This window comes from Mucilaginibacter sp. PAMC 26640 (assembly GCA_001596135.1).
GTDB lineage: Bacteria > Bacteroidota > Bacteroidia > Sphingobacteriales > Sphingobacteriaceae > Mucilaginibacter.
Genome location: CP014773.1, coordinates 4546503 through 4571859, shown reverse-complemented (window position 1 = coordinate 4571859; position 25357 = coordinate 4546503). Strand labels below are relative to the sequence as shown.

The window sequence follows — 25357 nt, the reverse complement described above, 5'->3', positions numbered from 1 at the left end:
TATATTCAAGTTTTGCGCCCCGCTGGTGCCGTTACGCAAGTATATTTGCTACAAATGTTTGAATAAGTTTTACAAATCAATTGGAGAATAATTCCTAGCTAGGTGTAGGCAGTGTGAAAAATTGCTCATATTTTCCCGCGTTATAAGATGCTGTCGGCTATTGTCCGGGCTTAGGCAGGTACGTCGGCGCTTTTGAAACCAAAGTGAATCCGGTTTAGATAAATACTATCCAGGCGAGCATTGGCCGCGCAAAGAAATAATTAAATTCATTTGCTTAACTAATTAAATTAGTGTTAAGTTTGTTTACACTAAAGGGCAGGGGTGTTCTTTAGTCAATAGATAAGCCCTTTGGATTTTTTCCTTAGGGTTTTTTTTTGGGTAATTGCAACTATTTTCAGGCTGGAGACGTATAAAAAAGCACTATTGACTAATTTCCCCGCCCAAGCCCCGGTATTACAACCGGGGTTTTTTTATGCGTTTTTAAATAAACTACGCAGTAAATCTTGCTACTATCTAAACAAAAAGAGCACCCGTATTACCCGGGTGCTCTTTTTGTTCAGTTAAATTGTCGCCTTTATTTTTCGTTCACCATCAAAACATATTGGCATAGTGCGCCAGTAGCCGAGTCTGAAAGATTTCCACCCAAGGTAAATGTGCCCGCTGGGTAGTCTTTTTTATAAATGGCTAAAGAAGCCAGTTTCGGGTCGTTTGTTCCAAGCTTCTCGGTAGTTTTAGAAAAACCTTGCAGCCAGGTTGGTATTTTTTTTGCGCGGGTATCATAGGCCACAAAAACGGTGGCAGCCCGGTTTAATTTAAAGGAGATTAAAGACTTTGACGTGCTAAGCTTATCATCATTTGCTGTTTTTATTAATGAAGCGTTGATTAAAGAAGCGGATATCGATTTGATTTGGTAATCCCTGTCTAGGTAGTAAGTGCTGCCTGTGGTTAATTTAGCCAATACGGGTTTAGCGGCAGTGTAACTTACCAAATTTGTTACTAAATCAACAGCAACCGGTGCAGGTGCAGGTGCCGTTACGGGTGCGGGCGCCGTTGCTGGTTCAGGTTTACTTTCCTCTGTATTGGAAGGCTTTGCACTCAATTTTTCGAAGGTGTCAGCAACTAATTTATTAATCCAGGTAAGGTAAGGCGAGGTCCATTTAGCTATACCATAGTATTTTTCATCTCCGTTTTTATAAGGTTCATCAAACAATTCATAAACCAGCACCGCTTTAACGGTAGGGTTAGCTTTACATTTTGCAATAAAACTGGTCAGGAAAGTATTTTGTTCGGTTTCCAGTGTGCTCAGGTTGTCTGGCCTTAAATTAGTCTCTGTAATCCATATGGGTTTACCGGGAAACAAACCATTTAATGTAATGGTGATATCAGTAATTTTTAATGACTTAGCTCTAGTAATGGCCGCCTCCATATCCGAGTACCAGTGATAGGCAAGTACATCAAATTTAACACCGTTGTTTTCGCAGTATTTAATAAAGCCCCAGTGTACCCAGCCCGCTGAGATCATCGTTTGTGCATCCGGATCATTAGCATGTATGCCTTCGCTCATTCCTTTTAAGTATGCTGCAATAACCTTAAGTTTGTTTAGGTTGTAATCCTCCGTAACACGGCCGTCTTTGCCCGGTAAAATAGAGGCGACATCTAGGTCATTTCCCATATCGTAAAACTTAAATACTGAAGCATATTTTGCAGCAAAGTTTCCTCCAAGGGTTTTTCCCTTTTGGTAGGCGTCTGCTTCAGAATCGTTGTAGCTCAGCGTTCTTGGTGTCAACAAGGGCAACAAGGTAATATTACCTGCTGCTGCTGCATCCAAAAGAGGCTGTAAAATTTTTGGCACGGTGCATGATCCATCACTTAATGTATGGATATTGATGCGGTAAATGCCCATGTCCATTTTTTTGATCATTTCAATTTGCTTAGCAGCCGGGACACCCAAATAGGCAATGTCGCCAAGTGGATGGCCATTCACGCCCAACGTAAACGAGCTGGACAAACCTGAGTGATCTTGAAGAGATGTTGTTGCCAACGTGTTTGAAGGAAAAGATGATGACGAATTACTCGCCGCTTCCTGGGTTAACGAATCTTTTTTGCAGGATCCGAAGGTTAAGCCGATAGCACATACCAGTGCCATTAAACTTTTTGGGTAGTTTTTAATCATTTGGGGTGTTTTTAGTAATTCAATAGATTGGTGTTTTGTACGGAAGAATTAACCCAAAAGTTTGGTTTTTTTCTCGGATTGATAACAAAAAAGGACAAAAGGTGTATTTATTTCACACATATTGGCCATTAAATGATACGGGGTTAATTGTTGTAATTGTAGAGAAACTATATTTTAGTCAATATTTGTAACCGCAAAAACAAAATTTTAATCAACGAGAAATGTGTATCATTCGATACAACCTCAAGGTTTAAAGCGCTTTTATTGGCTTCAAAGTTGTTCGGATGAAGCAGAAAAAATGTAATTATGGAGAAGCATTACGGACAGATTGTTGAGTACATAGTAAGAAAGAATGGTTATAGTATAACCGACTTAGCTGCTGGCTTAAATGTAAACCGGCGAACTATCTATAACTACTTTCAAAGTAAGAATGTGAAGTATGATGTAATTTACAAAATAGGGTTGATTGTTCGCCATGATTTTTCTAAAGATTTTCCGGAATTGTTTACCGCTGATCAATTTGATGTAGACCAACGCCCGAAGCCGACTTTTCATACCATAGCAGCCGTTACGGACGATGAGTCGTATTGGCAGGATAAGTATATTCAGTTATTGGAAACTTACAACGCTACGCTTACAGAAAGGATTGCCAGAAAAAGTCAGCCTCAATTTTCAGTGATCAACTCGTGAGGCGATCATCATGTTCTCGCAAGATAATCGTCTTTTTATTGTTTCAGAACAAATGAGCGCTGACTAGGTAAACTAGGCTCGTTGAGCTAAAACGCAAATCCCGGGTTTAGTAGCTATCTATCACCCGATATACATCTTCCCACATTTGTGCTGATTTTATTTTCTGAATTTGGCTATTCTTCAACAGTTTTTCTGAAAGTTGTTGGCGATGAGCCTGTTTTGTCAAATTAAAAACCAATGTATTTAGTTTTTCAAAATCGGTGAGGTCTTGAATCAAACCCTCTTCAAAATCATACTCCTTTAAAAGCATAGCGTATTTATGCGACCAGCTGGTTGTGATGCATGGTACACCTTGGCTCAATGCGCTTACCACACCATGAAAGCGGGAGCAAATAATAAATTTAGCTGCGGAAATTATGCCTTTGATCTCCAGTGGATCGTCTTTTACGATAATATCTAGCGGAAAGTCTAAGTGGCTGTTAACCTCTTCGGCAAGTCGTTGATCTTTTACGCCCTCGTGAATGAGAAAATAGGGCTTTAAACCAAGGCTTTGAGTTTTAGCAATAGCGTGTTTAATAAAACTGATATATACATCCTGCTTTGCGGCATTACTATCAACCATTTTGTAATTTGGTATAATGGCTACCTGGAAATTATGGGCATCAAAATCTGCAGGTAAACAACCGCTTATCAAATTTGTAAAATCGGCTGATTGTTTAATTGTTGGGAGCGAGGCGATTTCTTGTAAATGGCGGTATGATTCGTCCTCGCGGGCAAACACCAGATCAGCGTTTACAATAATCTTCTTCATTACAATTCTGAGATCTTCAGATTTAAACGGGCCGAATGCTTGGGCCAGTAGAATTACTTTTTTCCCCTCGTTGTGCCATTTACTTATTTTGGAACCCATCCTGCGTTCTGCATAAGCAGTGCCCCATTGGTCTCCAAAAGCAAAGCCTGAGGCGTCTAATACAATGTCGACTTCCTTTTCAAGATAATAACCTGCCATGTGCCTTATAAATCCAGGTATAAATGCACCTATCCTGTTAGACCTCTCATTGCTAAATTTCACCTTGATGCCGTTTTGCAGCAATTTTACTTTTGGTGTTTTGGCACCTATCTGCATGGTCAAAATTGCTTTCGGGTAGTTTTCGCGGATATTTTTGATGATGGCTTGCATCATTAATTGTGCGCCTTTGTTTACAAATTCAACACCGCGTAGTTCTATAACCATAATTGTAAATGGGGATATTAAGATACTTATGAAGTTTTTTTTAACAGTAGTTTAAGTTCGTGCCCGATCATCAACCACACAACAATTCCGTAAGACACAAATAACAGTGGGCTTAAAAACAGGAAATGCAATCCCAGCTCATTTCCAGCCAGGTACACCATTATGGCTGCAGCGGAGGCCGCAAAACATGGATATAGTGATTTTAACAATTCAGCCGTTGATATTTTCACGGGGAGTAAGAAATTGAAAGTGAATTGCGCTATAACAATCAAAAGGAATTTATTAAATAATATAGCTATGGATGCACCAATGATGCCGTAGTAGATGGTAGCATAAGCAAGTGTAGGTACAAACAATGACGCTTTGAGGATTTGCAATTTCATATCCAGTCCCGGTTTGCCTAGCCCCCTGATGAGCGCCGTATTACCGCTCACCATCATTTGAAACATTACCGAAACTGACAGGATTTGCAGGGGAATGATGGCGCCCTGCCATTTTGTGCCAAATATATAAAGCACGAACGGAGCGCCTAATAAAACCAGGAATAACATGATCGGGAACACCAGAAGGCAGTTTATCTGAACTACTTTTAGGTAGTAACGCTTAAGTGCAATTGGTTCGCTCTGCTTTTTACCATAAATGGGGTACATTACATTGTTAATTACAGCCATTATCCGGCTTCTGAATGTGTCGGTAATTACAAAAGCAAACGTATAGGTGCCTAGTGTTGAGGCGCCGAGAAGTTTGCCAATCAGCAGATAATCTACATTATTATAAAAGTAGGTAAACACATTAGCGCCGGCTGTATACGCCCCAAACCCAAAAATGTCTTTAAATGCTTGTTTACCCCAGTGCAACTTTGGCAGCCATTTGGTAGCGTTGTAATAAAGTGGCATTGCAATCACCACCGTTGCTACCGCATTGAAGATTAGTGCCCAAATGCCTGCACCTGATAAGGCCAGCACTACAGCTAAAACACCCGAAATAATGTTAGCTGTATTATCAACTATTGCAATTTTCTTAAAGTTCATTTGCCGGGTAAGCTGGGCTTTATGAACAAGGTTAGCAGGGCTGCACAATATGCCAATACTTATTACAGGGATAATCAGCTTTAAATCCGGCTGGTGATAGAAGTAGGCAGCCAGCGGCCCAACCCCGGCACTTATAATCACAAAAAGGATAACAGACCATACAACACCGGTCCAGAATGCGGTGTGGAAGTGGGTTTCCGTTAGGTCGGCTTCTTTACGCTGGATAAGTGCAGCCCCAACGCCAATGTCATTTATAACCTGCACCAGTCCTGTAAATACAGTTGCCATTCCAACTAAGCCAAATTGCGACGGTAGCAAAAGCTTAATTAATATCAGTTTAACAATGAATGAAAATGATTGGTTGATCAGCATTTGTAATGCTGTCCAGATTACACCAGACTTAATAAGTGCTTTATCTGTTTTCGAAGCCGGCGCAATCTGATCATTGGCAAGCTCGAAAGAAGGTTCTTTAATAATAGTCATTGATAGCTTCTATACTGTAATAATACCCATTTTACTATTCACCTATATCTGGTGAAGTTAAAGTGTGCTGATTACGTGTAAAGTTGGTTAGCAACAACTTGGAATTTTTAAAAACGCCCCCGACAACGTTAAGTTTGAACAATAATATATTAAAATAACGATAAGGTATTTCCAACTATTTAAAGAAATAAGGAAGAGATTAGACGGGTTTTGAGTTCGACAAGCGTGACCAGCAATTCACCAAAATTGTATAACAGGACATTTTAGGGGCAAGTTAGCGCTGATATAGCTATTGGTTAGCTGTACAAGTATATTTGGAATTTACAATTTTTAGTTAACATGCCAAATTCAAAACCAATTATATGGGTAATTGATGATACAGACCTGGATAGTTTTATATGTAAAAAAACGATCAATAATGTATTGAAGGATACAGTTGTTGAGATATTAAGCGATGGCCAAACTGCTATAGACAGGTTAAAGGAATTAGCTGAAATGCAGCACCAATTGATGCCTGATTATATCTTTCTGGATATTAATATGCCTGGTATGAACGGATGGGAGATACTGGAAGAATTTGACCGGCTTAATCTGTTCCGCGATAAAAACGTTCACATTTTTGTATTATCGTCTTCCATTTTCGTAGAAGATATTACCCGATCAAAAGCTTGTCCGTTAGTTGAGGCTTTTATATCTAAACCCATCACATCAGACTTAATTAGAACAATTTTTGCAGCCGCCTGATATGAAAATAACACATTTCTTGTATAAATACCTTTGCTGATTTCATGCCTGTGCGCATGCAATTAAAGATCAGGTTCAAAAAAAGGCAAGCTTAGCCGGGGAAAATAAAACATAAGATACCTTAAAATTAAATCTTACCGACGTTGTTTTCCCCCAGTCCCTGGTAGGTTACGGTGCTATAAGCTACGCAGATTTCTTATTTTTTTGATGTATTTACAGAAGATTCCAGATCGTTAAAAAGTAGTTGATTATACTTTTCCAGCAGGTAAATGTATTTCATTTTCCATTCGTCGGTGTTTGAATTTTTAGCATCCACTAAATATTTGGATGGTTTAAACTTGTTTTCGGGGTTATTAAAATCGGCGCCTTTAAATAAATCAGGGAATTCTTTCGAAAAATCATGATTAATAAGACAACCAATTTTGTATATGATAACTGATTTTAACAGTTTATTATTGAACCAGTTGTAAACCGATCTCCGGTTGACACCCATTCCGGCAGCCAAAGTGCTAATACTATAGCCATTTTTTCTAATTACGTACTCAACAGTATTTCCGCGATGCTCAATCATAGTTATAAGTGATATTTGATTAATTATATTAAAATTTTATCAATCAGCGAGTTGAATAAAGGGAAGCGCAGCTTGTGGGATTGTAAATTATGCTGTAATAATTTAATTCTGCGCCATTAATTTAACTCGGAGGAGGTTTTGGTAATAGCAAAGTGTTTTTATAGGGCTTATACTGAGAAGGTTGTTCCGGGGTCAAAATCCTGTTTAGGCAACTATATAGATCTTCCAGTTCAAAAGGTTTTGCTAAATAATCAACTGCTCCAATTTCGGCAGCAAGTTCTGCAACATCGCTGTGGGCAGAAAATAACACGATTGGAATATCAATTTTATACCCGTTAGCACGCAAACCATCAACTATACCTTTAGCATTCCCAAATTGTATAAAGTTATCCATCAATATCATGTCGGGTAAAAACGCTGATAGTACTTCCTGCAGGTTGAGGCAATCTCGTTTTAATAAAATCTCATACATGCCGTTAAGCGCTATTTCAACTATTTCGCCGGTATCATAATCATCTTCCAGAATAAGTATTTTCTTCATTTATGGGGTGTTTGTTTACTATTTATGTGCAATTCAACATCACTATTTACCATTATGCTCATGGCGACTTATTAAACGCTACGTAAAAGGTGGTACCTTCCCCCAACTTGCTTTCAAACCAAATTCGCGCTTTGTGCTTTTCAATTATTTTTTTTACGATCGCTAAGCCCACCCCTGTACCCTCAATGTCCTGTGCATTTTCCATACGCTTAAATAATTCAAAAACTTTGTGGTGATATCTTGAATCGATCCCTATTCCGTTATCTGCAATGGAATAAACCGTTTCTTTTTTGAGTACGGCACCGCTCACTACAACTCTTGATGGTTTGGATTTGCCGGCGTATTTAACAGCATTGCCTATCAAATTGTTAAATACCTGTTTAATCATTGTGGGGTCGCCCGATACTTCGGGTGTATCGTTAATAATAAAGTCTATACCCGTTTTAATCGATTCGGTAATATCCAATTTCACTTCTTCAAGTAAACTTTTCATATCAATGACCTTAGTTTGCACTTCACTTTGCCCAACCCGTGAATAATTTAAGATCTCGGTGATCAATACCCCCATTTTATCTGTGCACTTCCTTATGCGTTCCAACAGTTTTTTTGCACTATCATCCAGGTTGTCATTGTTCAGCAGCAATTCCGAATAGCTTTTTATTGATGATAAGGGAGTTCTTAAATCATGTGATACGGTATAGCTGAAAGTGTCCAGCTCTTCATATGCCAATACTAATTTTTCGTTAAGCATCCGTATTTCGTTTGCCTTACGCTTTATAGCATATAGGATATGTTCGCGCATTTTTATAACCGATGTTACCTCGGCACGGGCCCACTTTGCGGAAGTATGCCTTACTGTTTCTGTCCAGCTTTCAAATGATTTTCTTGGACTTATTACGGTTACGCCCTCGTTGCTAATTTCAACAGGCTTTTCCGGGTTGCCCGCCCATTCTATATTTTCCAGTAATTCGGTTTTAAACCATATGATCATCTCCTTAAATTCGCGGGAGATTATACAGGCTAAAATCCCGCTGGCTACACCGCTAAATTTTACCGCGGGTTTGTAAAACTTTGGGAACCGGTTAGTGTTATAAACCACATCGTCCATATTGCTTAGCAGCCATTTATTAATTTCAAGTATTTGGGTCTCGCCGGGGGTTTTTCCCAAACAAGTAATTTTATTCTCAAACAGCAGTGCAACTCCAGATGCCTCCGTAATATCTTTTATAGTCACGCTGTTAGCTGTCAAAGCTTTTGAAATTTCACTGGTATCGTCAATCAAATCAATGAGCTGTGTGGAGGCTTTGTCCAATACCTCAAATTTTTCCATACTCTCTTCGTGGTGACGAAACTCAATTGCTGATGAAAGTATTTGACCTATTAATTTAGCAGCCGACCGGGCGTTAAAGTTGATGAATTTTGGAGAATAGTTGTGGCAAGCTACCAGGCCCCACAGTTGCCCCTTACAAATTAAAGAGATGCTGAAACTTGATTGTACGCCCATGTTTTTCAAATACTGAATGTGCATCGGCGATACGGCCCGCAATTCGGCATGAGTGAGATCCAGTGGAATTTCTTCGTTTTTGCTGGTAATAATGCGCGAAGGTTCGGTATTTACATCTGCAATAATGCGGGTAAGGTTTATTTTGTACAGTTCCCTGGCCTGCCTGGGTATATCTGATGCCGGATAGTACAGATTTAAAAACGGCTCCAGGTCGTCATTTTTTTCTTCTGCTGTTACTTTGCCATGGCCTTCGTCGCCAAATTCGTAAATCATTACCCGATCATACTTGATGATCTTTTTTATTTCCCTCGCGGCATTGTGTAATATGGCCTGCAGGGAGCTGCCTAGTAAAATTTTGGATACCGATGCGCCGATAACTTTTTCAGAATCAAACTCATCATTTATGACTACTTCAAATTCGATGATCAGGTTTCGATCATCCAGGGCCAAAATAATATTGTAAGGCTTGCCCGCCAATTCTACGTAGTAGGGGCTGAGAGATTCAACAATTTTTTTGTTATAGCCCGTGTTAACCAACTGGTTGAATAGAAACTGCGAACCCGGGGTGTTGAGGTGCAAAGCATTGGCCAAATACAAAAGATCCTTTCCAAGTAGTTCTCCGGGGTGTTCATTTATATAAGGGGAAATATTTTCACTTACATAATTTACCAGCCCTGTTGAAATTTGCACACTGGTCAAAAATCCGTGGGATTGTATCATCCCTAAAATGTGAATTGGTTCTTTATCGCAATTAGTAAGATCAACTAAAAAATTCTCCATAGGCGAATATTTTACTTTATAGTGAATCAAATGTAAAATATATCGTTCCGGTTAGCTAGTTGTAGAAGATATGATTATATATGTTGCGGATATATCGCAATTGAAAATTTGTTAAAGTTTACACCATCTTCTTTTCTAAGAATATATTCAGCCGCCAACTAATATTGTCAAATTTCCCGCTCAATTTCAGCAGGTTGTCTGTCTCTTTAAATGGGTTATATCCTCTGTAAATATAATTATTCCACCTATTTCGTTTTCATTGTTACGCCACGGCCTTATATCATACCTTGTCCATTTCTTAGAACCGTCGGCTAAGCAGGTGAGATCTTCACCGCTTTGTATCTTTCCCCTCAAAGCCAACTGGTGCATTTTTTTCCAATGGGATTTCATAGTTGGAAAAACCTGGTTGATGCTTAAACCATTTACAGGCTTATGGTCTAGGTGGTAATCGCTAATGAATTTTTGCGATGCTGATATAAAACACATATTATGGTCCAACATCGCCACAGCAAATGGTACCTGCGTAATAAAAACTTTATACCGGTCGTCGTTAGCTTTAGTTAATTGCTCAGTAATTTTGAGTCTGGATTTTTCTCTTTGATATTTCTCGTAACATTTTGAAAAGTTAGTAATGTTGGTGAAATTAAAAACATGGGCAAGGTAGCTCTTTGTCTGTTGTCTTTCTTTAATATAAAACTCTGCAAGTTCCATTTGTAAATGCCTGTAATAACCAAAAACACCCCGCCCAAATCTCGCCTTAAAATCAGTCTTCAGTTTTGCCTCAGAGATGAAATGCGCCTTCGCCAGGCTGCTTATTCCCGGAAACGTTTCATGAAGCGAAGAGGCCAAAGATTTTCTTACTTCTTCAATAGGATCCCGAACCTGCAGAAATTTTTCAGCCTTCCCATTCATGGGGTCTAAGCTCGGTTTTGATGCTTTTTCATTATTTGTTGCTTCCTCAACGTGAACATAGAACCCAATTATTTCATCACCCTCAAATGCCGGGCTGTAGGTAGTAACAGCATGCCGGATGGAACCGAATGGTGATGGTATATCACGACTGAATACCTGTACACGGCCTTTTAAAACTGCATCGATGTAAGGCTCATTTAAAGTATAGAGCGGTCCAAGCAATGTTTTGATATGCATTTTGTTGATCATGGTTTTTGGCGATACGCCAAACCAATCAAAATAGGCCGCATTAGCATATTTGCAACGTAGATTTTTATCCCAGTAGCCCACTATGTCAGTAGAGTTTGGATCAATCTCGATGCCCAGTTCATTGAACACCCTGGAGATTTCTTTAATCATATTTATATTAAAACTCTAAAAATAATTAAGGTGCTAAGATATTATTTATCTTAGTATTTAGATAAGGTGTACAAATTACGATCCATTTATGTATATAATATGGATTTCATACTTATCGCGGCATAGGTTCTTAAACAAAAAGTAATGTAACACAGTGAATTGAGCCAAATATTTATTTAATGCCGTGTATTATAGGTCATATTTTAAGACAGTTATTATTGGTGACCAAACTATCATTTAATTAGAAACCTTGCTTTTTTTCCAATATGGTGCAAGTGGTTCTCCTAAATCCAAATTCACAGATTCCCATTTTAAGTAAAAAAATTCTCATTATTTCACATCATCGGTCCAACTTAGTTGGTTTCTCAAATTTCCCGAGCTTATAACCTAGTTTTGTTGAAATAAGCAGGTAGTTATAACTTACACTCCTTTCCTATTAATACGGAGGGAAATTCAAGAGGTGGTGTAAACTAAATGGCTGCTAATAAGAAAATTGTAAAATTTAACTCCAATTAAAATTCCAGGAACGTATGAAAATTAATATTGTTAAAAGCTTTTTATTCTTGTCCTTATGTCTGGTTATCGCTTCTTGTAAGCTTGATCCCGTAGTTTATCCAATCAATAAGGGCATCAGAGTAAAATACCAGGTAAATTTAAATACTGATTGTGCATGCAGTGTAACCTTTGCTGATAGCTTAAATTATGATGTTACTGCACCCCTTACCAGTAAATTATTTGAAACAACTTTTAAAGTAACAAATAAGGATTATTTTAAGACGGCCTACATAAAAATTTCATCGAACGCGGCGGTAAGCCAAGCCAGCGGCACTGCTAATATTTATGTAAATGGTTTGCTGAAGGCAACAAAAGATTTTGTCATTACTGCTAATTCCTCCTCGCCAATCGTAAGTTACACCGTTAAACATTAAACTTCTACACCGTTTTAACGGGTTAAAAGATTAATTGCCTACACCATTGAGCAGCTTAATTTAATTATCATGATGATATCATGGTTGAAGGTTTATGGTTTAAACTACAGTTCCCCCGAACACCGCATTCTACACCGCCCTAAAACGTCTGATCCACGAGCTAACCACACGCGCGGCGTCATATAGCTGGCTCATCCTTTGTATTCTCAATTGTTGTGAATCTGATCCTATAAAGCCTACCTCAAAGTGTAAACAACTGCGGAAGCCACTATAACACCAATTAGGTGTATAGCTACAATTAATTACTAATTAATTAATTGAATAAAATGAACAATAAATATGATTAGTTAGTGCTGTAGTTTTGATGGTATACCAATTAAGAACCATTTAAAAATTGCATTATGAGCAAACCAAGAAGACGAATGCTGGCTATGATTAGATGTTATAAAAACGTAAAAATCCTGAGACTAGTCAGGCTCCAAAAAATGATTGAAGGGATGGATGAGCCATTTCCGTTGTTCTCACCGTACATTAACTTACAATGATCTGCGTGGAAAAGTTACCATTCGGGTGATATCAGAGGTGCTGGGCAGGCTATCAAGGGGGCTTCGATTGCGTAATATTCGGTTTTGTCATTAACAATAAAGTCCCCTTAGACTTGCTCTTTGGGGACTTAAACCTAAACCTTATCACAATGGGTAAAAACCCTGTAGATAAAGCGAAGGTATTGTAAAAAATAAGAAGTGATAAGTAATTGTCTAAGATCGTACCCTTTTATACACAAGATGTGTAATATTCTCAGTATTTGCCCCAAATCAGTAGGGCGCTAGTTTGATGTTGGAATTTAATAAAGACACCTTTACTTGCTAAATTAATTGTTATGATTATGCGGAATGTTTAAAATACAAAGGCACTTAAAAAGCTGTGCCTATGTATTTGATTCAATCCAATTATTTTTCTTTGATTACAACAACGTATTGGCAAAGAGCGCCAATCGCCGGTCCCGATAGATTTGCACCAAGCGTTACTAAGCCTGCTGGAAATTCCTTTTTAAAGATGTTTAGAGTGGCAATTTTTGGATCATCAACACCTAGCGTCTCTGATGTTTTTGTGAAACCTTCCAGCCAGGTAGGCAACTTCTTTGCACGAGAATCATACCCTACGTAAACCGTTGCATTTTTGTGCACTTTAAAAGATAGAAAACTTGTGAGTTTGCTTAATTTATCATCATTAGCGGTTTTAATCAGCTTACCGTTTAGGATATAGTCTGGTCCTGATGTTATTTGGTATACCCTGTCCGTATAATAGGTTGCACCAACTGTTAGTTTAGCGGTTTGCAGTTTCGCGCTTGTATAACCAATTAAATCTGTCAACAGCTCAGTCACGACAGGTACAGACTGTAGTTTTTCAAATGAATCAGCAATCAATTTGTTGATTGATTTGGTGTACGGCAATGCCCATTTAGCTATACCGTAGTATCCCTCCTCACCATTTTTGTAAGGCTCGTCAAATAATTCGTACACTAAAACTGCCTTAACAGTAGGGTTGGCTTTACATTTAGCTATGAAGCTTGTTAAAAACATATTCTGATCAGCTTCAAGCGTACCTAAAGATTTAGGCCTGCTGTTTGTTTCGGTTATCCAAATTGGTTTGCCAGGAAATAATGTGTTTAGCGTGAGGGTGATATCGGTTATTTTAAGCGACGGCGACCTGGCGATGGCTCCTTCCATATCCGAATACCAGTGATAGGCCAGAATATCAAATTTAACGCCGTACTCTTCGCAATACTTAATGAAACCCCAATGCACCCATCCGGCAGAGATCATCGTTTGCGCATCAGGGTCGTTTTCATGTATACCCTCGCTCATACCTTTAAGGTAAGCAGCGGTTATACTAAGTGTACGGTTATCGTAGTCTTTTGCTACCCTGCCGTCTTTGCCGGATAAAATAGATTTTAAATCCAGATCGTTACCTAAATCGTAGTATTTAAATACGGAAGCGTACTTCATTGCAAAATTACCGCCCAGCGTTTTTCCTTTTTGATAAGCTATATCTTCCGTATCGCTGTAACTAAGCGTTCGGGGATTTAACATAGGAAGTAAAGTGATGTTGCCTGCTGCTGCTGCGGCTAAAAGTGGCTGCAAAATTTTTGGTACTGTACATGTACCATCGCTTGTTGATAAGATATTGACCCGGTAAATGCCCATTCCCATTTTCTTTATCATATCAATCTGAGCCGAAGCCGGAATTCCAAAATAGGCAATATCGCCTAGTGGATGGCCATTTATACCCAGCGTAAATGAGGGTGATAAATTGTCAAATGTTGAAATTGGATTTTTGGTTAAATCAGCAGCTGATAGTGTTGCTGAATCGTGAGGCGCTACGTCTGGTTGAACGGCTAAATCTTTTTTACAAGATCCAAATGCTAAGCTAACAGCACATAGCAGTGCCATTAAACTGTTGGGAAAGTTTTTAATCATTAGGGTGTTTTTTTAATCAATAGTTCTACCTTGTACGGTTAAATTAACCAAAAGGTTATCTTTTTTCCTTTCTTGACAGAATCACGTTTGCTAATGGTCGGAATTGGGGCACTACATCAAGCTAATTAATTAACCTTTGAGGCTGGTAAAATCACTCATCTTTAAGTTAACTGGTGGTTTACATTTCGAAATATTGCGATTGAATTAAAATTGAGTAAGTGTTAATCTTTTATTTCCACATAGGATAGATTGCGTGGTAATTAATCAATAGTTAGTTTTGGTTTACCTATAGCTTTAAATATTTAACAATACGTATATTTGATTATCTTCTTAAGATCATTTATTAAAATTTTTACAAACTATTTTAAAACCAATTCGTTTTATCTTCAACTACGGGGCAGGGGTGCTCTTTAGTCAATAGTTAAACTTTTCGGAATTCCGGAGAGTTTTTTTGTTTACGAGGTGCAACATAGGCTGTTAGTTTCGCGTATACAGGGGTAACTATTGATTAAACCCTCCCTTAAAGCCCCGGCGAAGTTTCCGGGGCTTTATATTTTTACTGCTATTTAAAAAGATTGGCTCGTTCTTAAAGCCAGCAAGCGTTGAGGAAAAATTTTTTCAGCGCGAAATGCAGTTTTTTTGGATTAGGAATTTTAACTACTTTTCAAAAATTGTATCGAAGGATTTGCGAAGAAGTCCTCAAGGCTTTATCATAGTATTCCTTAGTTAAACGTACCTTAGTTTGGGTAACTAGATTTAAACGGTATAGTTTAATGCTGGTAATTTAGCTTGCTCGATGGTTGCTTAAAGGATTTTCTGCCTCCCCGAAACTCTTGTTCTGAGGTTCGCAATATTCAGGTTTTTAAAACAAGGTTTTTAAAATGTATATCAAAAGTCAAAATAAAATTCCTGCTTCAATTTCCTTTATACTTTATTACTTTTATACTTCTGAAATTTTTAAAAAACAAAGCCTTTGATTTACTTCAACATTTTGTGTGTAATAGCGTTTCTGATATTCGCTTATTTGAATTTTAACGACCCTGACTGGTATCTTTGGGTGCCCATATACCTTAGTGCAACCATTTGCTGTGGCTTATACGTGGCAAACATGATATACCCAACGGTGTATTTATTACTAATCGCATTTTATCTTATTTATGCAGGGTTGCTATTCTTTCAAAAGGATGGCGTACGTGATTGGGTTTCCAAATATAACAGGCCAAGTTTAGTAGAAACTATGCAGGCAGAAAAGCCTTATATAGAAAAAACACGCGAGTTCTTTGGCCTGCTAATTATCACTGCTGCTTTAATGATCAATTATTTGTCTTTATAATACAATGTATACCTACGATATCCATGCGCTAAACCAATTGCTTGGTTCAATTATACAAGACAATACCCCGCCGGATGTCTTTGCGTGGTTGATGAAGCAAGGAAATAGCAACGATACCGCTGCTTTTAATGCTGCCTTTGTTATGATGCCGCGAAAGACCGGGAAGGCAGTCATATCAGTTAAACCTGAACAAATCACACAACTCAACGTCACCCGGCCCAACTTATCCGTTGAGGGATGGACGGCTGACCGCCTGGGGCGGGTTTTTTTATTGACATTGGCTGATACCACAGACAAAAATCGTTATGTAAAGGTTGTTGAAAATTTATTTCTTGCCGGGGAGATGAATGAGCTGGTAGCCCTGTATTCGGCCCTGCCATTACTGGCCTATCCAGATTGTTGGGTTATGCGTTGTGCCGAAGGCATTCGCAGTAATATTGCGAACGTGCTGGAAGCAATCATGTATCACAACCCATATCCTGCTGAGCAACTCTCCACAGATGCCTGGAATCAATTGGTAATGAAAGCGATTTTCACCGAGAAACACCTGGAATTAATTGTTGGACTTCATGAACGTAACAATGCCGAGCTTGCCCGGATGCTGCTGGACCACGCCCGCGAACGTGGGGCTGCCGGCCGTGACGTAACGAGAGAATTGTGGAACCTGGCCGGGCAATTTGAAGGGGCGGGGGTTATAAATAATTTGAAACAAGAATATCAATTAAACTGAATAAATTTTTAAGGATATGTGCTGTAGCCACTCGTTTGAAAACGAACACCAGCCGGGAACTGTACCGGAGGTGTTTGATATAAGTGCTGTTAAGGGAATGAAGTTTTTCGATCCGCATGTGCACATGACATCGCGCACAACAGACGATTACCAGGCCATGGCCGATGCAGGAGTGGTAGCGCTGATAGAACCGGCATTTTGGTTGGGCCAGCCACGTACGGGCCTGGATAGTTTCCGCGACTACTATAGCAGCCTGGTAGGGTGGGAGCGGTTCCGTTCATCTCAGTTCGGTATTAAACATTATTGTACCATCGGCCTAAATTCGCGTGAAGCAAATAACGAAGCCCTGGCCGAGCAGGTGATGGAGCTTTTGCCATTATTTATTTACAAAGAAGGAGTGGTGGGTATAGGAGAGATTGGCTTTGATGACCAGACCGCTGCTGAAGATAAATATTATCGCTTGCAACTGGATTTAGCCAGGGAGGCTGCACTACCGGTGCAGGTGCATACCCCCCATCGGGATAAAAAACGCGGCACTCAGCGCAGTATGGACATTGCTATCGAGCATGGCCTTGCTCCATATAGTGTAATAATCGACCACAACAATGAGGAGACTGTAAAAGAAGTGTTGGACCGGGGCTTTTGGGCGGCATTTACAATTTATCCGTTCACTAAAATGGGTAACCAGCGCATGGTGGAAATTGTGAAGCAATACGGCTCCGAACGGATCATGATCAACTCTGCAGCGGATTGGGGAATCAGCGATCCGCTGGCTGTACCCAAAACAGCAGCCTTAATGCAGCAGCAGGGAATCAGTGCTCAGGATATCGAATTGGTTACCTATCGCAATGCCATCACCGCATTTGCGCAAAGCGGACAAATAGACGAAACTGAGTTTACCAGCACGATAGACCAAAGCAGCAAATTTGCTGGTAACAGTATTTTACGTGGCGGGCAGCAACCGCGTATAGACAAATCTTCTATCATTATCAGTTAAGATTTTGAACAGAACTATCCATTATTTTCGAATGATGCGCCCTGCCAACATGGTTACGTCTGTAGCAGATGTATTGGCAGGTATAGCTATCGCCGGTGTATTTACACACTTAGCAACACTCACTGGATACCTCGCGAATGCATTATTGCTCAGTTTATCTACCGCCTGCTTATATGGTGGGGGCATTGTTTTTAATGACGTCTTCGATGCTGAACTGGACAAAACAGAACGACCCGAACGGGCAATTCCAAGCGGTATTATCAGTCTGAAAAATGCAGCTACCTTAGGTGCTGTGCTGTTATTTGCAGGTATTATTGCCGCCTTTTCAAGTGGTATTTTCTCCGGGGTTTTAGCAGCAGCCATCGCGTTTTTTGCGTTGCTATATAATAAATTTAGTAAGCATCACTTTATTTTGGGGCCCTTCAACATGGGCCTGTGCCGCGGTTTAAATCTGTTGCTTGGTATCAGCATTATTCCCTCTCTGTTGCCGGGCTGGTATTTTTTAGCCGCCGTACCTATTATTTACATTTTTTGTATAACCATGATCAGCAGGGGAGAGGTGCATGGCGGTAGCAAGCGTAACCTTTATATTGCAACTTTTCTTTATGGTATCGTTGCTGCCACTATTGCTTATTTCGGTTGGTATAACCACACGTTGTGGTTAACTGCTTTATTTTTGGCCCCATTTCTATGGATGATTTTTAAGCCGCTAATTAAGGCAATAGCAGATCCGGTTGGCAAAAATATTGGCGCGGCGGTAAAGGCCGGCGTGCTATCGCTTATTTTGATGGACGCCGCCTGGGCAGCTACCTTCAGCACAATTTATGTAGCGCTATTAATAGCGTGTTTATTACCCTTATCTATGTGGCTCGCCCGTATTTTCGCCGTCACATGATCTTTTAATTTATTGATCAGTATTTATCATGCAACATTTACAACAGTCGTTCACTGTACAATATGAATATAAAGTATTTTTTACTGCCGGCCTGTTCGATGCGAGCAATTCAACATTGAGCAGTTTCTTTTCACAAATAACAAGCAAGGCACCGCAGCAAATTTTTTTTGTGATTGATGCTGGTGTTATTGATGCGCATCCACAACTTACCGCGCAAATCAAAGCCTATTTTACCGCTAACACGGAGGTGAAACTTGTGGAAGAAATGCTGGTGGTAGCCGGCGGTGAGGAGGCGAAAAATGATTCCAGCTATTTTGACCAGGTGCTCGAAGCGGTGAACTTTCACGGGGTTGACCGCCATTCCTATATTGCCGCTATTGGTGGCGGTTCTGTTTTGGATATGGCAGGTTACGCCGCCGCCGTATCGCATCGCGGTATTAAACACATTCGCATCCCAACCACCGTTTTATCGCAAAACGATTCGGGTATTGGTGTAAAGAACGGCATCAATTACTTTAACAAAAAGAACTTTCTGGGCACATTTGCTCCACCTGCAGCGGTATTCAACGACGAATATTTCCTAACCACTTTATCCAATCGCGACTGGCGTTCGGGAATATCTGAAGCAATTAAAGTGGCCTTGATAAAAGACGAAGAATTTTTTGAGTGGATAGAAAATAACGTGACCTTGCTTGCACATCGGAATATGGCCGCCATGAAGCAACTGGTTTGGCGCTGTGCCAAGCTGCATATGGAACATATTGCAGGTGCCGACCCGTTTGAAAGCGGCTCTTCCCGACCATTAGATTTTGGTCATTGGAGTGCACATAAGCTGGAATATCTGAGTAATTTTGATGTTAAACATGGTGAAGCTGTAGCACTCGGCATCGCTTTGGATACCGTGTATTCTAACTTATCAGGGCGTTTGTCATCTGCCGATACCCGCCGTGTGATTGATGTGCTTCTTGGTTTAGGGTTTGAGATCACCCATCCTCTGTTGCAGGTAAACGAAGGTAAGAGCCCAGTGCTGGCCGGTTTGGAGGAATTTAGGGAACACCTCGGCGGGCAGTTAACCATTATGCTGCTACGCGCCATAGGCAAAGGCGAGGAAGTGCACGAGATGGATGCCAGTTTACTGGAACAAGCCGGTCGTATATTAGCTGACATAAAGCAATAACCATCAGAATAAAAGCATGCAGATTCATAACGCACATCTAACCTACTGCACAAATATCCATCCTGGCGAAAGCTGGGACGCACATTTTGAAGCATTGCAGCAAAATTTCCCTCAAATTAAAACGGAAGTATCGCCCAATGCCCCTATGGGGATAGGCCTGCGTTTGTCTAACCAGGCCAGCATAGAGATCTTAGCCGGTAATAATGTGCAGCAATTTATAGATTGGTTACAGGAGAACAATGCCTACGTATTTACCATGAACGGTTTCCCCTATGGCGGCTTTCATGATACGGTTGTTAAAGATAAGGTTCATGCGCCGGACTGGACCACAAACGAAAGACTAGCTTACACACAGCGCCTGTTTGAAATTTTGGTCAGGCTGCTTCCCGAAGGCATGGATGGTGGCATATCCACCTCACCATTAAGTTATAAGTATTGGTTTACTACTTCCGGTGAAATAAAGGAGGCTACCCTTACAGCCACCAGGAATATCCTCAAGATAGCCCGCCAGCTTAATGATATTTTTGAGCAAACCGGTGAGGTTTTGCATTTGGACATCGAGCCAGAGCCGGATGGTTTATTAGAAACCGGTCGCGAGTTTATTGATTGGTACGAACAGGAACTATTACCCCTCGGGATAGCATATTTTGCTGATCAAAGCGATGCAGAACAAATAATAAAACGCCATATCAATCTATGTTACGATGTTTGCCATTTTGCAATCGGGTATGAGCGGCATGAAGAAGTAGTTGCAGAACTTTCTGCAAAGGGCATTAAAACGGGTAAAATACAAATTAGCGCCGCCCTCAAAGCTTCATTTGATCATTACCCCGAGAATAAAAAGGCCATTTTAAACGAGTTTGCCAAATTTGACGAGTCAACCTACCTGCATCAGGTAATTGAACGACTTGAAGACGGTCGGCTGAACCGCTATCCGGATTTGCCCGATGCATTACTATCCAAAGAGGATGCTGCCGAATGGCGTGCCCATTTTCACGTACCAATTTTTCTGGAACAGTTTGGCTTGCTGAGTTCTACGCAAAGCGACATCCGGGAAACACTGGCGCTATGGAAAGCGCAACTATTAACAAACCATTTGGAAATTGAAACTTATACCTGGGGTGTGTTACCGCCGGAGCTTAAGATTCCTATGACGAGTTCCATCAGCCGCGAACTGGCCTGGGTAATCGATCAGATCAATTCATAAAAATTTACGTTATGCATAAAACGGTCGTTATTGATATTGTTGGCCTGTCTACCTCAGTGATAGGTGAGCATACGCCATTCCTGAAAGATTACATTGCAAAAAATAACCTCAAACTGATTGAGCCGCTATTGCCTGCGGTAACCACCTCGGTACAATCTGCCTATTTAACCGGTAAGTGGCCGGCCGAAAACGGCATCGTCGGCAATGGCTGGTATGACCGTGCAGACAGTGAGGTAAAGTTCTGGAAACAATCTAACAAGCTGGTAACGGGCGAAAAGATCTGGGATAAAGCCAAAGCACTCGATCCCTCATTCACCACATCTATGATGTTCTGGTGGTATAATATGTATTCCACTGCCGATTACTCGGTTACACCCCGGCCAAACTATCTGGCCGACGGCCGTAAAATGCCCGATTGCTATTCACAGCCTGCCGAGCTGCGCGATGTATTGCAGGAAAAACTGGGCCAGTTCCCCTTGTTCCAGTTTTGGGGACCCGGCGCTAATATCAAGTCTACCCGCTGGATAGCCGATGCGGCGATGCATACGGATGATCTTCATGATCCAACTCTTACGCTCATCTATCTGCCGCACCTGGATTACTGCCTGCAAAAATTTGGTCCAACCTCGCCCCAAACAGCACCCGAGCTCAATCAAATAGACGGGGTGGTGAAGGACCTGGTGAGCTTTTACGAGCGCAAGGGCGCCAGGATAATCCTGCTTTCCGAATATGGTATTGCACCCGTAAATAACCCCGTGCACTTAAATCGTTTGCTTCGGCAGGAGGGTATGCTGGGCATACGGACAGAGCGCGGGCTGGAACTGCTGGATCCCGGCGCTTCCAAAGCCTTTGCGGTGGCCGATCACCAGATAGCACATATTTATATCAATGACCCCTCTGTTACGCAAAGCGTGAAAACGCTGCTTAGCGGCGTTAAGGGTGTGGAGCTGGTGCTTGATCGGGAAGAACAAGCCAAATACCATATCGACCACGAACGCGCAGGAGACCTGGTGGTAATGGCTGATAAAGATAGTTGGTTCACCTACTATTTTTGGCTGGACGATGCCGTTGCGCCGGACTATGCCCGAGTAGTAGATATTCATAAAAAGCCGGGGTACGATCCTGTTGAAATGTTTATGACTTCAAAAGGGCGTGCGGCTTATAAATTGCTCCGGAAAAAAATGGGTTTCCGTTATGTTATGGATGTGATCCCGCTGGATGCCTCGCTGATCAAAGGATCGCATGGCCGGGTAAATATAGAGGATCAATACAAGCCGGTATTAGTGACCGGTAGTGCCATTTCCAATCAAACTTTAACAGCGGTCGACGTTTTTGATGTGATTTTTGACACACTTAGCGCTAGCAGCTAACACGCCGGCAATCCAATTGGTCTTACCTAAAATTGCATGCTTGTTGCGGGTAGCCGGTTCACCCCGTGGGCGACTTGCCGAACTTTTTCTTGTAGGAACTTGAAAAGTGTGAAAGGCTCTCAAACCCCAGTTCCAGGTAAATAGCCGAAGGCTTTTTTTGTTTGGTTTCCATGAGGTACCTGGCTTCTGTCAGTCGCTTATCCTGCAACCAGTGGCGGGGCGGGGCACCAAATGTTTTCAAAAAATCCCGCTTAAAGGCTGCCAGGCTTCGGCCGGTAAGCTGTGCAAATTTTTCAACAGGCACATTAAAAGTGTAGTTGTTCAGCATAAACTTTTCCAGGTCGATTTTGTACGGTGCCGAAAAGTCGAATAAGAAATTGCGAAGTACTGGCAAAGCCAGCAGGAGCAGTTTAACCCCTTCTTTCACCTTTAAAATGCCCATTTCGTCCGTCATCTCTGCCCCGGAGTTTCGTGCATATGGAATGATGGATTGGAAATAACCCTGCAGAAATTCGTTGATCGGGATGAGCAAATTTGGTGGACCTACATACTTCCGGTCCGCTTCCAGCTTTTCTTCCAGTACGATCTTTCGCAGCAGGTCCTCCTGCAGGGAAATCACAATGGTTTCATAATTGGCGCCGGGCAGGGGTGTTTTGGTTAAGGTACCCAGCTGGTTTTTGCCAATCAGCAGCAATTCTCCCCCGCCCATCGCAATTTTTTGCGCAGACGTTTCTAAAACAAACGCTCCAGACACCTGGAAGATCAGGGTATGGTGGTTCCAGAAACATACTTTTTCTCTCCGTACAGCCGACAGATACGAATAAAAAATAACACCGGGGAGAATTTCTGCAGGGCTTTCCATTTAGCGTTCCAAATAAGTGCCGCCCAATATAGCGCCAGGGGCAAAAGTATGGTTTAACAGGTTCATTTCCTCCGGAGTAAATACAATTCCCATAGCTGCCATATTTTCAGGCAAACGCGATCTGCGGCTCATGCTCACTAGAGGCATCATCAAATCGCCTTGTGCATTCACCCATGCAATGGCTACCTGGGTTGGCGTGTAACCCTTATCTCCGGCAAATTGCTTTAAAATTGCCACCTTTTCCAGGTTATGGATTAAGTTTTCACCCTGGAAACGCGAAAAATGGTTCCGGTAATCATTTTCGGCAAGCGGCGCTTTCAGGTCGCCAGTCAATAAACCTTCGGCGGTGTTTGCAAAGGCCACTACGGCAATGCCCAGTTCGTTTGCTGCGGGCAGCAGTTCATGTTCAATCCCGCGCTCGGCCAGCGAATAACCAATCTCCAATGCGCTGATGGGGTGAACACGATTGGCGCTGCGCAGCTGCTCTGCAGTAATTTCCGAAACACCGATGTGGCGCACCTTACCCTCTTTTACCAGGTCGGCAACTGTGCCAATGATATCTTCCACCGGCACGCTGTTGTCCATCCTGCTGGGCTGGTACAGGTCAATGGTTTCAATGCCCAAACGGGTGAGCGAATAATTGACGAAATTTTTGATCGCTACAGGCCGCAGATCCATGCCCAGCCACTGGCCATTGTGAAAGATGGCACCAAACTTTACGCTGATGAAGGCATCATCGCGCCTACCTTTAATGGCTTTACCTATCAGCATTTCATTATGGCCGGCGCCGTAAAAGTCGCCGGTGTTTAAAAAGTTAATGCCACTATCTAACGCTTCGTGGATCGTAGCCACACTTTCGGCCTCGTTTGGAGTAGGGCCGCCCCAAATGGACGACATCCGCATGCAGCCCAGACCAAGCTTAGATACCAACGGGCCATTATTACCCAACTGAATTTTTGTGATGTTTTTCATGGTACAAATATGAATGTTCAAACAAATCTACAGTTGCTTGTATGGCTCAATTATTTTGTTTGTACGGCTCACTATATGCGCAATTTCGTTAGATAACTAGATGACTATTGGCCATGAGCGAGTTCGTAAAAAGCTTATTAAAAGAATAAGCATGTTCCTAATCTAATCGATATCATCAGCTTGCGGGTTTTATAAAGAAAACACTTTCCCAAAGCGGGAAAGTGTTTTTTTTACATTGGTTTTTGCGGTTTATTAGCGAACCATTTTGAATGGAACCGAGCCAACGATCATCATATTTTTTGGAGGGCCGCTTAACATTGCTGCAGGTGCGTCACGTTTTAAGAATTCGGCAGGCGTACCATAAAAATGTGCACCTACCAAATGGCCTGGCGCTACTTTTCTTACATGATCTATAAATGATTCTGTAAGACCCCAAGTTCCTGATATTGGAATTACGTTTGCGCCGTCTGGGCATGGTGTTGCTCCCTGGTAATAAGTCCAGTTCATTTGTGTAGTAAAATTTGGCGGGTACTCAACCTGGAACGTTGGCGCGTAGTTTGTTGATATAATAGGCGTTTTAGGGAAGATGATGGTATTATCCGAATCAGGACCTGGTACCGAAAATTCAATGTAGCCATCGGTAGGAAGTTTGTGACATTGTAAACCAAGGTTTAGCACACCTCCCGCCGACGGCCCTATAATGGAAGCCGACCCCTGCATGGTAGGTACGGTGGCGTCAACTTCGGTGGTGTTTTTCCAGCCGATATTAGGATGGCTAAGTATAAAGGTGGCCATATCGTTCACGGTACCAATAGCTCCCAGATCTGGTGGTGTGAGCTGGTCTGCGCCGTTAGTTGCCCAGGCAACCAAACAATAGTGGATGTTATTCCGTGGCGGGATCCAGCCAAAGGGCGCTATGGTTCCGGCTATGCCCTGATTATTGCTGCTGGCAGGGGCGTCAAGCTGAAACCAGTTTTGCGTTGTTCCGCCGAACGTGATGGTATCATATTTCCAGTTTTGCGGCCACAGTATGATCGATGTATCCACATAATAAAGAAACACCGTTGAAGTTTGCGGAACGGATTGAGGATTTACTCCCCGTACATACACCCAATTATTTACAAGCGGGGTTTGATTACTTATTGATGGCGTGCCGTCATTATAATTACTTGCGTTTATAATCACAGAAGGGTCAGGCAATGGCGTAGGGCCCGGACAAATGATATCCGGCGAATTGGTCCAGTTGGTACCTGTTGAACTATCTATTGTTTCACCAATATAGTCTCTGATAAAAAATCCATTGTAACTCATGTGTTTATTGTTTAAAAGTGAATAATTAGGTT

22 protein-coding genes are annotated in these 25357 nt (G+C 41.4%); 11 read left to right on the top strand and 11 right to left on the bottom strand.

What is annotated here, in order from left to right; genetic code table 11:
- The first annotated feature begins 348 nt into the window (after window positions 1-348).
- A complete protein-coding gene (locus A0256_19765; protein ID AMR33498.1) occupies window positions 349-564 on the top strand; it encodes a hypothetical protein in 216 nt (71 codons plus the stop codon).
- Window positions 565-574: 10 nt separating this feature from the next.
- On the opposite strand, the gene A0256_19760 is transcribed toward A0256_19765, so the two are convergent.
- Window positions 575-2173, bottom strand: coding sequence for a hypothetical protein (locus A0256_19760; GenBank protein ID AMR33497.1), 1599 nt, complete (start codon window positions 2171-2173; stop codon window positions 575-577).
- 306 nt (window positions 2174-2479) lie between these two features.
- On the opposite strand from A0256_19760, the gene A0256_19755 reads away from it, so the two are divergent.
- Window positions 2480-2863, top strand: a complete 384-nt coding sequence (locus A0256_19755; GenBank protein AMR33496.1) for a hypothetical protein — start codon at window positions 2480-2482, stop codon at window positions 2861-2863.
- Window positions 2864-2969: 106 nt separating this feature from the next.
- On the opposite strand, the gene A0256_19750 is transcribed toward A0256_19755, so the two are convergent.
- Window positions 2970-4097, bottom strand: a complete 1128-nt coding sequence (locus A0256_19750) for a hypothetical protein (GenBank protein AMR33495.1) — start codon at window positions 4095-4097, stop codon at window positions 2970-2972.
- A gap of 26 nt (window positions 4098-4123) precedes the next feature.
- Window positions 4124-5416, bottom strand: coding sequence for a lipopolysaccharide biosynthesis protein (locus tag A0256_19745; protein AMR34628.1), 1293 nt, complete (start codon window positions 5414-5416; stop codon window positions 4124-4126).
- A 534-nt stretch (window positions 5417-5950) separates the two neighbouring features.
- Here A0256_19745 and A0256_19740 point away from each other — a divergent pair.
- Complete coding sequence (locus tag A0256_19740) at window positions 5951-6355, top strand: hypothetical protein (GenBank protein AMR33494.1); 405 nt, start codon at window positions 5951-5953, stop codon at window positions 6353-6355.
- Window positions 6356-6551: 196 nt separating this feature from the next.
- Here the strand turns inward: A0256_19740 and A0256_19735 are convergent, their stop codons facing one another.
- The 4 genes from A0256_19735 to A0256_19720 form a co-directional block, all read right to left on the bottom strand.
- Window positions 6552-6926 carry a hypothetical protein gene (locus tag A0256_19735; protein AMR33493.1) on the bottom strand — a complete coding sequence of 125 codons (375 nt, stop codon included), beginning with the start codon at window positions 6924-6926 and terminating at the stop codon, window positions 6552-6554.
- A 121-nt stretch (window positions 6927-7047) separates the two neighbouring features.
- Window positions 7048-7467 carry a hypothetical protein gene (locus A0256_19730; protein AMR33492.1) on the bottom strand — a complete coding sequence of 140 codons (420 nt, stop codon included), beginning with the start codon at window positions 7465-7467 and terminating at the stop codon, window positions 7048-7050.
- A gap of 58 nt (window positions 7468-7525) precedes the next feature.
- Window positions 7526-9751 carry a histidine kinase gene (locus A0256_19725; GenBank protein AMR33491.1) on the bottom strand — a complete coding sequence of 742 codons (2226 nt, stop codon included), beginning with the start codon at window positions 9749-9751 and terminating at the stop codon, window positions 7526-7528.
- A 186-nt stretch (window positions 9752-9937) separates the two neighbouring features.
- Window positions 9938-11062: a hypothetical protein gene (locus A0256_19720; GenBank protein AMR33490.1), complete on the bottom strand. Its 1125-nt coding sequence runs from the start codon at window positions 11060-11062 to the stop codon at window positions 9938-9940.
- A 530-nt stretch (window positions 11063-11592) separates the two neighbouring features.
- Between A0256_19720 and A0256_19715 the strand changes: the two genes are divergently transcribed.
- Window positions 11593-11991 (top strand): hypothetical protein, encoded by a 399-nt coding sequence (locus A0256_19715; protein ID AMR33489.1) that lies wholly within the window; start codon window positions 11593-11595, stop codon window positions 11989-11991.
- Window positions 11992-12941: 950 nt separating this feature from the next.
- Here A0256_19715 and A0256_19710 read toward each other — a convergent pair.
- Window positions 12942-14471, bottom strand: coding sequence for a hypothetical protein (locus A0256_19710; protein ID AMR33488.1), 1530 nt, complete (start codon window positions 14469-14471; stop codon window positions 12942-12944).
- Window positions 14472-15447: 976 nt separating this feature from the next.
- Here A0256_19710 and A0256_19705 point away from each other — a divergent pair.
- Genes A0256_19705 through A0256_19675 form a run of 7 tightly spaced genes read left to right on the top strand, consistent with a single transcriptional unit; the run spans window position 15448 to window position 22180 of the window.
- A complete protein-coding gene (locus tag A0256_19705; protein AMR34627.1) occupies window positions 15448-15804 on the top strand; it encodes a hypothetical protein in 357 nt (118 codons plus the stop codon).
- Window positions 15805-15808: 4 nt separating this feature from the next.
- Window positions 15809-16534 carry a hypothetical protein gene (locus tag A0256_19700; GenBank protein AMR33487.1) on the top strand — a complete coding sequence of 242 codons (726 nt, stop codon included), beginning with the start codon at window positions 15809-15811 and terminating at the stop codon, window positions 16532-16534.
- A gap of 16 nt (window positions 16535-16550) precedes the next feature.
- Window positions 16551-17531, top strand: coding sequence for a hydrolase TatD (locus A0256_19695; GenBank protein ID AMR33486.1), 981 nt, complete (start codon window positions 16551-16553; stop codon window positions 17529-17531).
- Between the two features lie 31 nt (window positions 17532-17562).
- Window positions 17563-18426: a polyprenyltransferase gene (locus A0256_19690; protein ID AMR33485.1), complete on the top strand. Its 864-nt coding sequence runs from the start codon at window positions 17563-17565 to the stop codon at window positions 18424-18426.
- 28 nt (window positions 18427-18454) lie between these two features.
- Window positions 18455-19603 (top strand): 3-dehydroquinate synthase, encoded by a 1149-nt coding sequence (aroB, locus tag A0256_19685; GenBank protein AMR33484.1) that lies wholly within the window; start codon window positions 18455-18457, stop codon window positions 19601-19603.
- Window positions 19604-19619: 16 nt separating this feature from the next.
- Entirely contained in the window at window positions 19620-20810 is a 1191-nt protein-coding gene (locus A0256_19680) for a xylose isomerase (protein ID AMR33483.1), read from the top strand.
- A gap of 11 nt (window positions 20811-20821) precedes the next feature.
- The gene (locus A0256_19675; GenBank protein AMR33482.1) at window positions 20822-22180 is read left to right on the top strand and encodes a phosphodiesterase; all 1359 of its coding nucleotides are present in this window, start codon (window positions 20822-20824) and stop codon (window positions 22178-22180) included.
- Window positions 22181-22238: 58 nt separating this feature from the next.
- Here the strand turns inward: A0256_19675 and A0256_19670 are convergent, their stop codons facing one another.
- The 3 genes from A0256_19670 to A0256_19660 form a co-directional block, all read right to left on the bottom strand.
- The gene (locus A0256_19670) at window positions 22239-23042 is read right to left on the bottom strand and encodes an AraC family transcriptional regulator (protein ID AMR33481.1); all 804 of its coding nucleotides are present in this window, start codon (window positions 23040-23042) and stop codon (window positions 22239-22241) included.
- The gene (locus tag A0256_19665) at window positions 23043-24014 is read right to left on the bottom strand and encodes an aldo/keto reductase (protein AMR33480.1); all 972 of its coding nucleotides are present in this window, start codon (window positions 24012-24014) and stop codon (window positions 23043-23045) included.
- Window positions 24015-24266: 252 nt separating this feature from the next.
- The gene (locus A0256_19660) at window positions 24267-25325 is read right to left on the bottom strand and encodes a hypothetical protein (GenBank protein AMR33479.1); all 1059 of its coding nucleotides are present in this window, start codon (window positions 25323-25325) and stop codon (window positions 24267-24269) included.
- Window positions 25326-25357 lie beyond the last annotated feature (32 nt).

Excerpts from the sequence above, each read along its gene's own strand:
- A0256_19760 (AMR33497.1), bottom strand. The coding sequence starts at position 2,173 with ATGATTAAAAACTACCCAAAAAGTTTAATGGCACTGGTATGTGCTATC.
- A0256_19755 (AMR33496.1), top strand. The coding sequence starts at position 2,480 with ATGGAGAAGCATTACGGACAGATTGTTGAGTACATAGTAAGAAAGAAT.
- A0256_19750 (AMR33495.1), bottom strand. The coding sequence starts at position 4,097 with ATGGTTATAGAACTACGCGGTGTTGAATTTGTAAACAAAGGCGCACAA.
- A0256_19745 (AMR34628.1), bottom strand. The coding sequence starts at position 5,416 with ATGGCAACTGTATTTACAGGACTGGTGCAGGTTATAAATGACATTGGC.
- A0256_19740 (AMR33494.1), top strand. The coding sequence starts at position 5,951 with ATGCCAAATTCAAAACCAATTATATGGGTAATTGATGATACAGACCTG.
- A0256_19735 (AMR33493.1), bottom strand. The coding sequence starts at position 6,926 with ATGATTGAGCATCGCGGAAATACTGTTGAGTACGTAATTAGAAAAAAT.
- A0256_19730 (AMR33492.1), bottom strand. The coding sequence starts at position 7,467 with ATGAAGAAAATACTTATTCTGGAAGATGATTATGATACCGGCGAAATA.
- A0256_19725 (AMR33491.1), bottom strand. The coding sequence starts at position 9,751 with ATGGAGAATTTTTTAGTTGATCTTACTAATTGCGATAAAGAACCAATT.
- A0256_19720 (AMR33490.1), bottom strand. The coding sequence starts at position 11,062 with ATGATTAAAGAAATCTCCAGGGTGTTCAATGAACTGGGCATCGAGATT.
- A0256_19715 (AMR33489.1), top strand. The coding sequence starts at position 11,593 with ATGAAAATTAATATTGTTAAAAGCTTTTTATTCTTGTCCTTATGTCTG.
- A0256_19710 (AMR33488.1), bottom strand. The coding sequence starts at position 14,471 with ATGATTAAAAACTTTCCCAACAGTTTAATGGCACTGCTATGTGCTGTT.
- A0256_19700 (AMR33487.1), top strand. The coding sequence starts at position 15,809 with ATGTATACCTACGATATCCATGCGCTAAACCAATTGCTTGGTTCAATT.
- A0256_19695 (AMR33486.1), top strand. The coding sequence starts at position 16,551 with ATGTGCTGTAGCCACTCGTTTGAAAACGAACACCAGCCGGGAACTGTA.
- A0256_19690 (AMR33485.1), top strand. The coding sequence starts at position 17,563 with ATGATGCGCCCTGCCAACATGGTTACGTCTGTAGCAGATGTATTGGCA.
- aroB (AMR33484.1), top strand. The coding sequence starts at position 18,455 with ATGCAACATTTACAACAGTCGTTCACTGTACAATATGAATATAAAGTA.
- A0256_19680 (AMR33483.1), top strand. The coding sequence starts at position 19,620 with ATGCAGATTCATAACGCACATCTAACCTACTGCACAAATATCCATCCT.
- A0256_19675 (AMR33482.1), top strand. The coding sequence starts at position 20,822 with ATGCATAAAACGGTCGTTATTGATATTGTTGGCCTGTCTACCTCAGTG.
- A0256_19670 (AMR33481.1), bottom strand. The coding sequence starts at position 23,042 with ATGGAAAGCCCTGCAGAAATTCTCCCCGGTGTTATTTTTTATTCGTAT.
- A0256_19665 (AMR33480.1), bottom strand. The coding sequence starts at position 24,014 with ATGAAAAACATCACAAAAATTCAGTTGGGTAATAATGGCCCGTTGGTA.
- A0256_19660 (AMR33479.1), bottom strand. The coding sequence starts at position 25,325 with ATGAGTTACAATGGATTTTTTATCAGAGACTATATTGGTGAAACAATA.